Genomic DNA, 14,163 nt, shown 5'->3' on the forward strand with positions numbered 1-14,163 from the left:
AGAATCAGAATATCACGATTTTACTGGCTGTCAGGGCTTCCGTTGCGTTGCGTGGCACTACGCTATTTTTCGAAATCGCTAACCAGTTTCTCCCTGCAGGACGTCAGGCAGCAGAAAGATCTTGCGGGCAAGATCGTTGTTCAGCCGCTCGGGCGAGTACCATTTGGCGAGCGGATTTTTTTCAAGAAGGTCGGCATTGGCGGCAATGAATTCGTCGAAACAGCCGTCGGGACCTGCATCTATGCGTTCTGCGATCAGCCCCATGAAGGCGAAGGTGATCGTCGTGTTGTATTTGCGCGCGGCGCCTGCCTTGGTAGCAATAGCGTTGAGGCTTTCCGCATAGCGTACCGTGGCGTCGATGAAGTCGTATTTCTTCAAGAGCTCATAGGCGACTGCGATGTGATCGCGGTGCTTGAATGTGCTGGCGTCGAGATTGCGCGCCTCGAAAGACTGCGCGAGTGCTCCGTATCGGCTCATTGTTCTGTCTCCTTCAGCTTGTGGCTGTCGGTGGCATTCAGGTCGAGATCGTAGACATCCTTGAGCTGCTTTATCTTTTTCAGCGTCTCGCTGGAAAAGGGCGGCTTGTTTTCAAAGGCGTGAAGCGCCAAGCCCTCCACCAGGTCGCCGACGGAAAGATCCAGATGTTCAGCGAGGCCCTTCAGCACCTTCAGGAGCCGTTTTTCCAGCCGAATGCCCGTCTGCACACGTTCGATTGATTTTGCCATTTGTTATATATGTACCAATGTACCTAAGATGTCAAACGTTTCAGGCGGGCGACGTGCGTTTCCCGGTCGCGCAAGCGGACCATCCGGTTCGTTGCCTGCAAACCGGCTCCATCGACCGGCGATTGCCGAACGCACTTTCACCGGTTGCTTCCGTAAAAGTTGGTTGCTCTCGGAATTTCGCCATTAAGTGGTTCAAATCAAAAGAATTTCGCTCTAGCATCACACCAGGGGTACATGTGCGGAAAGTCGGGAAACACCGATTGATGCACTCAAGGGAGGCCAGACGCATTGATGTCGGATGATTCCAGGAACACCCGCCTGCGTGTGGTGGCGGCCGGTTTTATCGGCAATGTGCTCGAATGGTATGACTTTGCGGTTTACGGGTTTTTCGCCGCGACCGTCGGCGCTTTGTTCTTTCCCTCAGAAGATCATACCGCTTCGCTGATCGCCGCGTTTGGTGCGTTTGCGCTCGGCTTTGTCATGCGCCCCCTGGGCGCCATCCTTTTTGGGCATATCGGCGACCGCTTCGGCCGCCGCAGGCTGATGATCTGCTCGTCCCTGGCAATGGCGCTGTCCACATTTGCCATCGGCATTTTGCCAACCTATGCGGCAATTGGCCCGGCCGCTGCCGTGCTGATAATTGTTCTGCGCATGATCCAGGGTCTTTCCGTTGGCGGCGAATATCTCGGCTCCGGGGTATTTCTGGCGGAGACCGCACCGCCGCGACGGCGCGGATTCATTTCCAGTTTTGCCACTGCCGGTCTGTTCGCAGGCCTGCTGCTTGGTTCGAGCGTCGGCGCCCTTGTTTCCCACGTCCTGACGGCCGATCAGGTTGCCGCCTGGGGGTGGCGCCTGCCGTTCCTGGCCGGATTGCTGCTCGGTGGCGTTGTTTTGGTGTTGCGTTTCGGTGTTGCCGAAGCGCCGCTTCCTGAAAAGCGTTTGAGAGCGCCGCTGATAGAGGCCGTTACCCGGCATGGCCGCGACATTACGCTGGCGGCGGCGACGATCATGGCAATGGGTGCGAGCTGGTACGTGGCCGTCATCTACCTGCCGACATGGATGGTCAGGCATCTTGGTTTTACACGTGCGTACACGCTGGAAATCAACGCTGCCAATATGGCGATTGCCGCCATTGCCGGGCTTGCTCTCGCCGCGCTTTCCGACAGGATCGGCCGCAAGCCGGTGCTGTTGACGTCGATGGCGGGCCTGGCGGTTTTCACCTATCCGATGCTCTGGCTGATAAGTCAGGGAGACCCGAAGGTTGTTGCGGCGGCACAGTGCGTTCTTGTTATCTTCAGCGGCTCATGCGCCTTTGTTCTGCCGGCAACATTTGCGGAGATGTTTCCCTGGGCGGTGCGCACGACCTCGACCAATCTGAGCCTCAATCTCACATTCGCTATATTCGGCGGCACCGCGCCGGTGGTTGCAACGTGGCTGGTCGCCAGGACCGGTGATCTCGCGGCGCTGGCAATATACCTTTCGGTTCTCGGCATCTTGTCGACGATTGCCTGCCTGTTTTTAAAGGAGCGGCGCGGGATCGAATTGTGACGACCGGATTGGTCAGCCGTCTATAGGTGTAAACCCCTACTCCAATGGCCAGGCGCAGCTTTGTTCGCCGACATCCTTGCACGGCTCATAAACCGCAACTGCGCTTTCCGTGCCGTCTTCCCAGACAACCTGGACCGCGATTGACTGCGCGGTGTTGGCGGGCAGTTTCAAAGCGATGGCATCAGGACCGGCCTCGGGCGGCAGGGCCATCGGGTTTTGCGGATTGCAATCGACAAGACCGAAATTTTCGTCGAGTGTTTTCGAGTTGATTGAATAGCGGATTTCGGACAATCGACAGTGCAGCGTTTGCAGGGCAGTGAAATAGATCCACTGTGCACCGTCGAAATCGCGGAACTGCACCCAGCCGGTCTGGCGGTTGGCGTCGAGCATGGTCTGGTACAACGATTGCGGTGGAACGCGTGATTTTTCTTCAGTCACGGCTTTGCCGGCTATGGCTGTAGAACCGGCCGATAATATGAAAGCGGCTGTGAGGAAACCCCTCACGCCGTTAAAATGCGCGCCCATTTCAGCTCTCCAGATGCTGTAGCCTCAGGCTAGCCGCTGTTGCGCAAATTTTAAACCCGTATTTAATGACAACTTGACAATTCGGTTGTCAGCACTGATATACGCCCCAACTGCCGTCCGGTTGCCGCGTGAGCAACCAGCACTGTTGACAAAGCGCACGAACATGATGTTTCCGGCGCACGAAGATGCAAGACGCGCCGCGCCCGCAACGGCTTTGCCGCAATCGGGCTATCTCCACAAGTTCCCAAATCACGCGGGGTTCTGACGATCTGCCGGCCCGCATGGACAATACCGTTCCGGGTGAGCGCATGGTCGCAACCGCAATTGAATGCCGCCCGCATGCTCATCGGGTATGCGGTGACGGTTCGATTTATTTTGGCGTTTTGGGCCGGAAATTGTCCGTTTCGCCGCCATGAAAGTTAGAAAACTTGATAGAATTCAATGAGCTGGGGCTCGCTCCCTCGATCCTCAAATCCGTCCACGCGCTTGGCTTTGAAACGCCGACGCCGATCCAGGAAAAATCCATTCCGCTGGTGCTTCAGGGCCATGACATCATGGGCCTTGCCCAGACCGGTACCGGCAAGACGGCGGCCTTCGGCCTGCCGCTGGTCAATCATCTATTGGCTGTCGGCACGAAGCCGGAACCAAAGACGGCGCGGGCGCTGATCCTTGCGCCCACCCGCGAACTGGTCAACCAGATCGCCGATAATCTGCGCCAGTATGTCCGCAATACGCATCTGCGTATCAGCCTGGTCATTGGTGGCGCCTCCATCAACACGCAGCGCAGGAATCTCGAACGCGGCACCGACATTCTTGTGGCCACACCCGGGCGCCTGCTCGATCTTGTCGATCGCAAGGCGGTTTATCTCGACAGCGTGAAATATCTGGTTCTAGACGAAGCGGATCAGATGCTGGACCTCGGATTCATCCACGCGCTGCGTCAGATTGCCAAACTTCTTGGCACACCGCGCCAGACCCTGCTGTTTTCGGCGACCATGCCGAAACAGGTGGAAAAGCTGTCGCAGGCCTATCTCAATGACCCGGTTCGCGTCGAAACCACACCGCCCGGGCGCGCTGCTGACAAGATCAATCAGTCGGTCCATTTCGTGCATCAGCGCGGCAAGACCGATTTTCTCATGGAGTGCCTGGCCCAGCGCCCGAACGATCTTTCGCTGGTATTTGCCCGCACCAAACACGGCGCCGAAAAACTGATGAAAAAACTGGTGGCTTCCGGTTTTCAGGCGCGCTCCATCCACGGCAACAAAAGCCAGAATCAGCGCGACAGGGCCATCAAGGCCTTCAAAAGCGGTGAAGTCCGCATTCTGGTGGCAACCGACGTTGCCGCCCGCGGCATTGATATTACGGGCGTCACCCACGTCTATAATTACGATCTGCCGGAAGTTCCGGATGCCTATGTTCACCGTATCGGCCGCACGGCACGAGCCGGCGCCGCCGGAGAGGCCGTCGCATTTTGCTCGCCCGAGGAGCTTCATCTTCTCAGGGCCATCGAAAAGCTGATGGGAATTTCCGTTCGCGTCGCCAGTGGCGATGTGCCGGAGGAAGGCGAGGCGGGCATTGCCCGCAAGAATGGCCGAAGGGGCAATTCCGGGCGTCCGCGCAACGCCGGTGGCGCCCGTGCCGGCAAGGCGGCTTCGGAAAAGCCGAAAAGAAACCGCCGCCGCCGCAAAGCCGGTCCCGGATCGCAAGATGCCGGCAACGCTGCAGACGACAGGGCAAGGGAGGGGCGCCACGGCCAAAAGCCGGGCAAAAAGTCTGCCGGCAAGAACCGGCACCAGCCTCCACACGCCAACAACAATAACAGCAAGCCGGCGGGCAATCGCCGGCGCCGTTCAAGGCGCAGGCCCGCCGCGGCATAGTCCGGCATTGACTGCTGACAATCTGTTGTCAGCAGCAATTGGATAATTGTTGGAACCTCTAACTGCGGGGGTTCCATGCAAAAGCGCTCTTTAAGCACCGATGGGCACATGCTCGGCGTTTTGCTGGTCATCGCCTCGGCGCTGATGTTCAGCCTATCAGGCGTTCTGACCAAGGCGATTGCAGCCGATGTGTGGACCATCGTTTGCTGGCGTGGCCTGATTGGCGGCGCCGCCATTGCCGCCTATGTCGCCTGGCGCCAACGCGGCAGGCCCTTGGGTCCGGCCTTCCGGTTGGGGCCGCGCGGCTGGGTGCTTGCCATCGTTGGTAGCCTTTCGAGCCTTGCCTTTATCTATTCCTTCAAGCTGACCTATGTCGCCAATGTTGCCGTGATCTATGCGACGGCGCCGTTCATGGCGGCGGGGCTCGGCTGGTGGATCATGCGTGAAAGCGTGCATGCCCGCACCTTCATCGCAGGCGGTTTTTCGCTTCTCGGCGTCGCCATCGTGGTTGCCGGCGGTCTCGGCACTTTCAGCGTCGGCGGCGACATGATGGCGGTGGTGATGACCTTCGGAAATGCGCTTTACATGGTGCTCATCCGGCGCTTCTGCGATGTGCCGGTCGTCTGGGCAGGTGGCATGTCGGCCCTGCAGCTCTTTTTTGTCAGCTGGCTGGTGACCGATCCGCTTGCGGTCAGTGCACAGGATGCAGCACTGCTCGCGGCATTCGGTCTTTCCTTTGCCGTCGCCAATGTACTGTGGACAGAGGGGACCCGGCTGATTCCGGCTGCGCAATCAGGCCTTTTCGGATCGGCCGAAACGCCCTTCGCGATTATCCTTGCCTGGCTGCTGCTTGCCGAATTGCCGCCCGTTGCCAGCTTTGCCGGCGGATCCATGGTGCTTGCCGCAGTATTCGGCCACGCGGCAATCGATGCCCGCCGCAAACATGAATTTGGTTGATGTTCTCGTCAAGCATTTACGGCTGCCGCCTCCTCAATCAGCCAGGTGCGAAAAGCGTTGGCGGCGGGCGGTGGTGGTGCGGTCGCCGGGTCGAACAGGTAATAGTGCTGCAGGCCGCGGATCGAAAAGTCGTCCATGCACGGCACCAGCCCATAGGCCCGCACCATGCTGTCTGTTGCCGGCGCCCGTGCCAGCGCAATGCCCCGGCCGGCGGCCGCGGTGCCGAGGGCAATGACCGTATTGTCGACCAGGCAGAATTCAGCGGCGTGCAGATCGTCGCTGATGCGGTTCTGCAGCAGCTGGAACCAGCCGCTGCGGTGGGGTGCCACTTCAATCAGCCGGTGTCTCGTAAAATCGCTTGCGGTGTTGATTTGCGCCGCAATGTCGGGCCGAGCGACCGGGTAGATCGTCTCGCCGAACAGCCGCTCGGCCGTCTGCGGAAAATCCGTCGCGGAGCCGAAGGCGATCTGCAGATGGGCGTCGCTGTTCCTGAAATCCTGGATTGAGTTGCCGCTGGTGATCTGCAGCCGGATGTTCGGATGCATTTTCTCAAAGGATGAGAGCCGTTCCGGCAGCCAGTTCGACGCCAGTACGGTGACGACCTGGATGTTGAGCTGCTGTGTTTCACGCGCGCCAAAAATGGCCGCCGCCGATGTCTCGACCGAAGCGAGCGCCTGGCTGACGACCGGCAGGAAGGTGCGTCCCGCATCGGTCAGTGTCACCTGCTTTGCACCACGGCTGAACAGCGGTCGGCCGAGATAGCCCTCCAGTGCCCGGATTTGCTGGCTCACAGCCGGAGGGCTCATGTTCAACAGCTCTGCCGCCCGGGCAAAACTCTCCATCCGCGCCGCCGCGTCAAAAACCCGAAGCCAGTTGAGGGACGGTATTCGCCTGGTGACCATTTCTGAGGATAAGCACAGCTTATGCTCGCAGGCAAGTTTCCTGACTGGCCTGGCTTGCGCATTTGAACCACACTCCGAAAAAATAGGGAGGCGCCGATGACGGCAACATTGACCGGCGAGGAGATCGCCCGATACCGCGATGACGGCTACATCAAACCTGTAACGGTGTTCAGCGTCGATGAGGCAGCACTGGTGCGCGCCGAGATCGAAGTGCTGGAGCGCGATCATGATCAGGGCGCAGGCGGTCACACATTGAACCAGTTTTTCCGGGTCAACGGACAGGTCACGATCCCGCTGCTTGCGGAAATTGCGCGCACCCCGGCTATCCTCGACGCCGTCGAGAGCATTCTCGGTCCGGACCTTCTTGTCTGGTCCTGCGAATTGTTCATCAAGGAGGCGGGATCGGAAAAGATCGTTTCCTGGCATCAGGACCTGACCTACTGGGGCATGGGCGAAACGGACGAGGAGGTGACGGCCTGGATTGCCTTTTCGGACGTATCGGAGGCCGCCGGCTGCATGCGGTTCGTGCCCGGATCGCACAAGCAGCGCATCCAGCCGCACAAGGATACTTTCGAGGGCGACAATCTGCTGTCGCGCGGACAGGAGGTTGCTGTGGAGGTCGATGAGAAGGATGCGGTTTTTGACGAACTCAAACCCGGCGAAATGTCGCTGCATCATGGCCGGCTGTTCCATGCATCGGGTCCGAACCGGTCGGCGGACCGCCGCATCGGTATGGCCATCCGTTATGTTACGCCGAGTGTCGAACAATCAGTCGGCAGCCGCGATTACGCCATGCTCGTCCGCGGCGCTGACAGGAGCAGAAACTGGATCAACATCGCGCCACCGTCGACGCTCTTTGGCGAGGGATCGCTGGCGCTTTATGATCGCATTCTTGCCGATCAGACTGCGGCGCTGACGGCCGGGGCCGCGCGGTCGATCGGGCTCTACACACAGTCGGAAGGGACAGCACAATGAAAACCGTCGGATTTACCCAGATGAAGGACGGCACGAAGGAAGACTACGAACTCCTTGCCGAAATGGAAAAACCCTACCACGCCCTGACCGCGGACAGGATATTGGCGGAACTTAAAAAGCAGGGCGAGGATACGCTGTCCGGTTACCGGATCACCCGGCTTGAACATGGTCTGCAGAGTGCCACGCGGGCGCTTCGCGATGGCGCCGATATCGACTGGGTCGTCGGTGCGCTGCTGCACGATGTCGGTGACGGTCTTGCGCCGCAGAACCACGACCGGTTCGCTGCCGAAGTCGTGCGGCCCTTCGTGCGCGATGAAGTCGCCTGGGTGATCGAGCATCACGGTATCTTCCAGATGCATTTCTACGGCCACCATTACGGCTGGGACCCCGATGCTCGCGACCGGTTCAAGGATCACCCGTGCTTCCGGTCCTGCGCCGATTTCTGCGAGCGTTGGGACCAGGCGTCATTCGACCCGGATTATGAAAGCGAAACGCTGGAATTCTTCGAGCCGATGGTCCGTGAGGTCTTTTCCCGCAAGGCCTATGATCCAAAAGTCATGCAGGAAGGGGTTGTCCGGGGCCTGCCCGCCAGCAAAAACGAGGCAGCTAACACCTGACCCTGGTCCAATCGACCGGTTGCAGCCACGTGATCCGGCAACCCTTTGACCCACCAGTCGTTCTGTGCCTAAGTTTTGCGGGGCGCTTCGATTCGGGGACTATCAATGGGTCACGATCACGACCACGATCATACACACAGGGCCAACAAGACCCGCGTTCTTTGGGCGCTGGCGATTACCGCCGGATTCATGGTTGCCGAGGCTGTTGGAGGCGTTATTGCCGGCTCATTGGCGCTGATCGCCGATGCCGGGCACATGCTCACCGACTGCGTGTCGCTGGCGCTCGCATGGTTCGCCTTCAAGATTGCCGACAAAAAGCCAGATCTGCAGCGTTCCTATGGTTATTACCGCTTCCAGGTGCTGGCCGCGTTTGTCAACGGGCTGAGCCTTTTTGTCATTGCCGTGTGGATCACATTCGAGGCGGTGGAACGCATCCGCGAACCGGTGCATGTGCTGGCAACGCCCATGCTGATCATCGCCGCGCTCGGGCTTGTCGCCAACATCGTTTCCTTCTGGATCCTGCAATCGGGCCAGGGCGAAAACCTCAACCTGCGCGGCGCCGCTTTGCATGTGCTTGGCGACATGCTCGGTTCGGTCGCGGCGATTGCCGCCGCAATCGTCATCATGACCACGGGCTGGACGCCGATCGATCCTATCCTTTCGATCCTTGTCGCGCTGCTGGTATTGCGCGCCGCCTGGTCGATCGTCAAGAAATCAGGCCATATCCTGCTCGAGGGAACGCCGGAAAATGTCGATCCCGCCGACCTTTCCGAAAAACTGGCGCGTCAGGTGCCGGGCGTCGAGGATATCCACCATGTCCACATCTGGTCGCTGACGAGTGAAAAGCCCGTCCTGACCATGCATGCGGTGGTGGGTGAGGGGGCCGACAACGACGCGGTGCTTGCGGCGCTGCAAAAGGCGCTGTCGGACGATTTCGGCATCGCCCATGCAACGATCCAGCTGGAATCGCGCCGCTGCGATTGAGCTTAGGGCTAGGCGCTTACGCGACCGGAGATCCTGCGGAAGTGCTCGGACCGTCCGATGGTGTAGATCGCTGCCAGCAGACATACTCCGTAGCCGATGGCAAGCAGGAACGGATTGCGGATGCCGAAAACGAGCAATTCGCCGCCGAGAAATGAATTCAGTCCCGCCGCCAGCGTCCACACGGCAACCGACACGCCCATGACCCAACCCTGAAGCGTCTCATCCACACTGGCGGAAAACAGCGCAAACATAGCCGGTGCGCCGATACCGTGGGCAAGACCGAGCGGAACGAATGCCAGATAGGCGATCGTCGTATTCGGTGCGGTAATCAACAGCACGATCGATGCAATCATCGTGATCGTCGAGGCGACAAGCATTGCCCTGCGTGACATCCTCTCCTGGAACGGGCCGACGAGAAACGTGCTGGTGACACCGAAGCTCGCGCCGAAGATCAGAACCCCTGTACTGGTGCCGGCAGTGTCCATGCCGAAGCGACTCGACAGGTAATTGGTCAGGAAAATATAGGCGGTGATCAGCATCGCCATGTAAAAGAACCAGAGAACGGTTACGCGCATAACGGTCGGGTGTTTGCCGATGTCGAGAAGCAGGCGGATGATATCGAGCGGGTTGATCCGCAAGGGCAACCGGTTCGGATTTACGTCGTGAAAAAACAGAAGGATTGTTGCAGCGGCGAAAAGGTTGAGAGCGCCGCCGATATAAAACGGCAATGACAGGGAGGCATCGCCGCCCAAGAGGTTCGGATCGGAAAAGACGCCGCCGATCACCGGACCGGCCACCAGCCCAATGCCGGCGCCCGCGACGATGAAGCCCATATTGCGCCCCTTGTCGGCGTCGTCGCAGCTGACATCGGCCATTGCCGCCTGGGCGATCGATTGCGTTCCGGCCGTAAACCCCGTGATCGCGCGGCTGGCGACCAGCAGGCCGAAACTGTCAATCGCCAGGGCAACGATTGTCAGCAGGTAACCGCAAAAAGAGCCGGTAAGGCAGATGATGAGGCCTTTCTTGCGGCCGATGCTGTCCGAGATGCGGCTGACATAGACCGCTCCGAGAAACCATGTGACAAAAAAGACCCCGATCACCACACCGTAGCTGAACCGTCTGGTCGCCTCGCCGGTCCCTGCCGGCAGAAAACCAAGGTCCGCCTGCATCAGCAATGTATTGAAAATCGGAAAGGCCAGCCCCTGTCCCATGACGTCGACCAGCACAACGAGCATCAGGCTGAGCTTTGCCAGATTCATCGTGGCCCCCAAAGAATTTCTTCCTGCGCCCCATGACGCAGATTCCGCAACGCATACGGGAATCAGCCCGTGCCCTCGCGTAAACCGTAGCACACAAATTTGCACATCGGCATAGTGCGGGAATTGGGTTGATTTTGGAGAGCAGTGTTTTCAGGACCGGTGTTGCTTGGCGGTGTCGCGAAAGCGGGCATTGCGGGACGAGGCAATTTGCCTCCGCTCACACCGCGGCACCAAACCACAAGCCGGCACCTGCGGCTACAATCCGCCCTCGATAGCCCGTAATAGCCGGAAACGTGTCTTCCCCGTATTGCCGCCCAGCGCAATTACAAATCTTACGAGGCCGTGTTTGGAGGTGACGGCATAGCCCGCCAGAGTGCGGACGCCGGGAATGGTGCCTGTTTTGTACCGGGAGCCTGCACGGTTCTTGCGAAGCAGATCGGCACTCGGAGCGAAGTGGTGAAGCAGCTTGGCGAGGCCGCGTGCCGTAAATCGGTTTCCACGGCTGATGCCGGAGCCCTCTTCGAGCACGATGGCGTCGGCAAGATCATGTTCGGCGAGTATCTCGCCGGCGACCCGGAGTGACTTTTCGAGGCTGACGGGTGCGCCCAGGCGGTGTGCGCCGATCTCCAGGAAAACCTGGTTTGCAATGTAATTGTTCGATCCAATGAGCATCTGGGTCAGTATTTCGGCGAGATCGCGGGACTGGCGGTGCACGTAAACCGGCTCCAGGCCTTCAGTCACCGAGCCGGTCGAGATCTTTCCCTTGACGCTGCCGCCTGCCTTCGCGATGAATGCGGCGAGCAGTTCGCCGGCATATCGGGCGCCCGCGGCAGGATCATCCTGGGGCAGGCTGATACGGCCGCGACCAGCCGGGCCGCGAGCGCGGAACTGGGCGATCGCCAGGGGCGTGATCGGCGTCTGCTTTTCGGCGGAGCGAACCGTCTTGCCGCGGCGCACGGCGTGGATCGTGTTGAAATTGGCCGCCAGCGCCGAGTTCGGCGCGTTGTAGGCCTCATTGTCGTTCTCGATGCCCGGGATGCGAAGACTGTCAGGGTAGTAGCTCGTATCGAGCACGATGCCGTTGATCGGCTCGTTGCCGAACGCTTCGATGAGCCTGGTTGCCAGCAGCGCTAACTCCTCCGAGACTAAAAAAGGGTCGCCGCCCCCGCGCACATAAAGCACCCGGTCCTCGTCGAGGTAGAAGCGGGTTTCAAATCGGTAGTCGCCTCCCAATACCTCCATTGCAAGCCAGGCCGTGACGATCTTGGCGACGGAAGCAGGGCCAAACGTTTGGTCAGCGTTATGGGCCACAAGCTCGTTGCCCTTTTCGTCAAGCACAAACACCAGCCCCGACGGTGCGAGGGCCGCTATCTTCTCTTTGACACCGGCCACGGTCTGAGTGGTAAGCAGAATGAGGGCGCAGGTGGCAGCGAGCAGATAGTTCCACATGGCGTATCCAAATTGGCGCACGGCTTGAAAGACCTACCTTTGCGCTCATCAAACTCCAAGTCATTTATGTCGAAGAATAACCGGCTAAACCACTCGGGTGCAACGTCTCCCCGGAGCCATTCGTAGACCTCGGTTCGCGGGTCGAACCTGCCTCTTGCTCAGATCACGCAATGGGAAGCACTACTCGGGCCAGAGTGCGGTCTCGGGATGGAACTGCGACCAGGCAAACCAGAACGCCTGGTGGCTCCCTAGATCGGAGCCACCCGCGTCGACTGCGCGAATGCCGCCCGCATCGAGCTCGAGACGGACGTTCTCAAAGGCGATCTCTTCACCCTTCTGGAGAGCGACAAAGGCCTTGCTACGCTGAAATGCCACCGGCCTGCCGGATGCCGTAATCGCGCCGATGATGTCCTCATGAACTGGTAGCCGCGGGTCAACATCGCCGATCGGGAATATCGGACCATTAGCATCCCTTCCATTGCGGAAATCGGGATCGCGGCCAAGAGCATAACGCTCTTTGAGTACCGTTGTGTCGGGGTGAGCATTTTTCCAGCGTCCCCAGTCTGTCGTCACGACGGTCGCTTGTTCAAGCTGCAGGTTCCTTTCGGCAAGCGGTCCGGTGACCGCATTGCCCAGGAACGTGTCGAAAACCGAGTATGTGTTGAGATCATACATCACCTTGTTGGACCGAATGAGCAGCCCTGACGTGCGCAGGATCGGCCGTTCGATGCCCTCCGGCAGCTGGTCGGTGAAATAGGCCTGCGCAGAGCCGCACAACGTACAATAGGGGATCCCCAGATCCCGTCCGCCGAGCGTGTCATTGACCATCTCCCGCACTTCCATGATGCGCCTCGGATAGGCACGGGACTCACCGTTCACCGTGATCCCGAAGACAATATCGTCATCTTTGAGCCAGCTGGCTTCTTCTGCACCAATCACTTCAGGATTGTCCGCGGCGGGGATGCAGTTGCAAAGGTCGTCGGTTTTGTCGTGCGCGCGGTTGTCGATCAGCACGCCACCCCAGGACACCATCCGCCAGTCGATATCGCCTTCAACAAAGATCCTGTCCCAGCCGGGGATGAATCCAGTGAAGATTGCCCGTTTAACGTCCAGATAGCCGGGTGGCGCCGGTATGTCCCAGGCCATGAGATGGTCGGTTAGTATTCCCCATGCATTTGGCTTCAGCAGATCTTTGCCCAGCAGTTCGGAAGCGGCGGACGCAAGGATCGCATTCAACTCACGTGAAGACGCAAACCGCATCAAGTCGCTGATGATCCAGCCAAGCCGAGGATCTTTTGAAGCGGCGATTTCGATAAGGGCATTGCTTTGATCTTTGCCCCAGGTCGATTGCGCAATGCTATCGACAAACGCCACTCGAACCGCAGACTGTAAACCCGCAGATAGAGGCCCTTCCGGTACGGAGGGCCGATCGCCAAAGGCCTCGATTACATAGTCCGGCAGCGGTGCGGCATCCTGGGCCCGCAAGTCCTTGGATCCAAGCAGCGAAAGGACCGCCACCAAAGCTGCAGCCAAAACCAATCGGGACTGAGAGCCACTTGCCACCGTCATATGAAGAGCCTTTCGTGTACCCGTTCCATTCTCAGGCGCATGTGCCGCGACTTTACGGCCTCAACCTGATGGGCCGCCAATCAAAAACGCATCAATGTCCCGTGAGTACCGGCGCCATCTCGATGCTCGGGGACGACCGGTCATCGATTTGCGATACCCGATCAAGGCGAAGTGATTAGGAGGTGCGGTCAAGTATCGCTATCCAATTCGGATGCGCTTGCCCCTTGTAATCACCTTCATCGTCCCGCTCGTCGTGCCCGCCGCCGCCGATGACCGCGCTGTCTTCTACGGGACATGGGGCACTGCCAAGCAATGCTCACGCGCGCCGATCAGGACTGGCGGGACAGTCCTGAAGGAACCGTTTGTGATCAGCTCAGGCTGGCTAAGACAGGGGCGGTTCTGGTGCCGCCTCAACTGGGGTCCGGTGGAGCCTCGCGAGCATGGGTTCTTCACAGGAGCACACGCGCAGTGCGGCGAAGATACCGCGCGTGGATACTTCCTGGGTATGATCCTGTCCGGCGATGATCTGACCCTGCGCTGGGGTTTTCCACTGTCAAACGGTCCATTAAGACGCTGCTCAGGCAGATGAGTTCTTCATCCCGCGCGTCGTTCAACGCGTCATGCATTTCCTGTCCGTTCAATCCGACAGATGCACTTCATTTGTGGGTGTGTGACGCCAGGTCCCAGCCGACCTCTATGGGGAGCCTGTGGGTGTTTGCACACCACAACCCGATGTCCGTTTGTTCGCATTGCCGTCATTGGCGCGCGGACACTGT

General features: G+C 59.3%; 14 protein-coding genes. 7 read left to right on the plus strand and 7 right to left on the minus strand.

The genetic code is table 11. From position 1 onward, the window contains the following. Window positions 1–78: 78 nt before the first annotated feature. Complete coding sequence (locus ABVT35_RS22210) at window positions 79–477, minus strand: hypothetical protein (RefSeq protein WP_368469424.1); 399 nt, start codon at window positions 475–477, stop codon at window positions 79–81. Next, complete coding sequence (locus ABVT35_RS22215) at window positions 474–725, minus strand: hypothetical protein (RefSeq protein WP_368469426.1); 252 nt, start codon at window positions 723–725, stop codon at window positions 474–476. Before ABVT35_RS22215 ends, ABVT35_RS22210 begins: the two co-directional genes overlap by 4 nt. Window positions 726–1,016: 291 nt before the next feature. Between ABVT35_RS22215 and ABVT35_RS22220 the strand changes: the two genes are divergently transcribed. Continuing rightward, complete coding sequence (locus ABVT35_RS22220) at window positions 1,017–2,273, plus strand: MFS transporter (protein ID WP_368469427.1); 1,257 nt, start codon at window positions 1,017–1,019, stop codon at window positions 2,271–2,273. Window positions 2,274–2,309: 36 nt separating this feature from the next. Here ABVT35_RS22220 and ABVT35_RS22225 read toward each other — a convergent pair whose 3' ends face one another. Further along, window positions 2,310–2,798 (minus strand): hypothetical protein, encoded by a 489-nt coding sequence (locus tag ABVT35_RS22225; RefSeq protein ID WP_368469428.1) that lies wholly within the window; start codon window positions 2,796–2,798, stop codon window positions 2,310–2,312. 428 nt (window positions 2,799–3,226) lie between these two features. Here ABVT35_RS22225 and ABVT35_RS22230 point away from each other — a divergent pair, with 428 nt between their 5' ends. Further along, a complete protein-coding gene (locus tag ABVT35_RS22230; protein WP_368469429.1) occupies window positions 3,227–4,675 on the plus strand; it encodes a DEAD/DEAH box helicase in 1,449 nt (482 codons plus the stop codon). A 75-nt stretch (window positions 4,676–4,750) separates the two neighbouring features. Then, window positions 4,751–5,632 (plus strand): DMT family transporter, encoded by an 882-nt coding sequence (locus ABVT35_RS22235; protein WP_368469430.1) that lies wholly within the window; start codon window positions 4,751–4,753, stop codon window positions 5,630–5,632. A gap of 8 nt (window positions 5,633–5,640) precedes the next feature. Here ABVT35_RS22235 and ABVT35_RS22240 read toward each other — a convergent pair whose 3' ends face one another. Continuing rightward, window positions 5,641–6,534 carry a LysR family transcriptional regulator gene (locus ABVT35_RS22240; RefSeq protein WP_368469431.1) on the minus strand — a complete coding sequence of 298 codons (894 nt, stop codon included), beginning with the start codon at window positions 6,532–6,534 and terminating at the stop codon, window positions 5,641–5,643. A 96-nt stretch (window positions 6,535–6,630) separates the two neighbouring features. On the opposite strand from ABVT35_RS22240, the gene ABVT35_RS22245 reads away from it, so the two are divergent. The 3 genes from ABVT35_RS22245 (at window position 6,631) to ABVT35_RS22255 (ending at window position 9,110) form a co-directional block, all read left to right on the plus strand. After that, the gene (locus ABVT35_RS22245; RefSeq protein ID WP_368469432.1) at window positions 6,631–7,509 is read left to right on the plus strand and encodes a phytanoyl-CoA dioxygenase family protein; all 879 of its coding nucleotides are present in this window, start codon (window positions 6,631–6,633) and stop codon (window positions 7,507–7,509) included. After that, complete coding sequence (locus tag ABVT35_RS22250; RefSeq protein WP_368469434.1) at window positions 7,506–8,126, plus strand: HD domain-containing protein; 621 nt, start codon at window positions 7,506–7,508, stop codon at window positions 8,124–8,126. The genes ABVT35_RS22245 and ABVT35_RS22250 overlap by 4 nt, the downstream gene beginning before the upstream one ends. Window positions 8,127–8,231: 105 nt before the next feature. After that, the gene (locus tag ABVT35_RS22255; protein WP_368469436.1) at window positions 8,232–9,110 is read left to right on the plus strand and encodes a cation diffusion facilitator family transporter; all 879 of its coding nucleotides are present in this window, start codon (window positions 8,232–8,234) and stop codon (window positions 9,108–9,110) included. Window positions 9,111–9,118: 8 nt separating this feature from the next. On the opposite strand, the gene ABVT35_RS22260 is transcribed toward ABVT35_RS22255, so the two are convergent. From ABVT35_RS22260 to ABVT35_RS22270, 3 genes are all read right to left on the minus strand, one after another. Beyond that, window positions 9,119–10,369, minus strand: coding sequence for an MFS transporter (locus ABVT35_RS22260; protein ID WP_368469437.1), 1,251 nt, complete (start codon window positions 10,367–10,369; stop codon window positions 9,119–9,121). A 255-nt stretch (window positions 10,370–10,624) separates the two neighbouring features. Beyond that, window positions 10,625–11,818: a D-alanyl-D-alanine carboxypeptidase/D-alanyl-D-alanine-endopeptidase gene (locus ABVT35_RS22265; RefSeq protein ID WP_368469439.1), complete on the minus strand. Its 1,194-nt coding sequence runs from the start codon at window positions 11,816–11,818 to the stop codon at window positions 10,625–10,627. Between the two features lie 180 nt (window positions 11,819–11,998). Beyond that, window positions 11,999–13,387 (minus strand): DUF3179 domain-containing (seleno)protein, encoded by a 1,389-nt coding sequence (locus ABVT35_RS22270; protein ID WP_368469440.1) that lies wholly within the window; start codon window positions 13,385–13,387, stop codon window positions 11,999–12,001. Window positions 13,388–13,604: 217 nt separating this feature from the next. Between ABVT35_RS22270 and ABVT35_RS22275 the strand changes: the two genes are divergently transcribed. Further along, the gene (locus tag ABVT35_RS22275; RefSeq protein WP_368469441.1) at window positions 13,605–13,976 is read left to right on the plus strand and encodes a hypothetical protein; all 372 of its coding nucleotides are present in this window, start codon (window positions 13,605–13,607) and stop codon (window positions 13,974–13,976) included. Window positions 13,977–14,163 lie beyond the last annotated feature (187 nt).

Source organism: Hoeflea sp. TYP-13 (assembly GCF_040932035.1).
Lineage (GTDB): Bacteria > Pseudomonadota > Alphaproteobacteria > Rhizobiales > Rhizobiaceae > Hoeflea_A.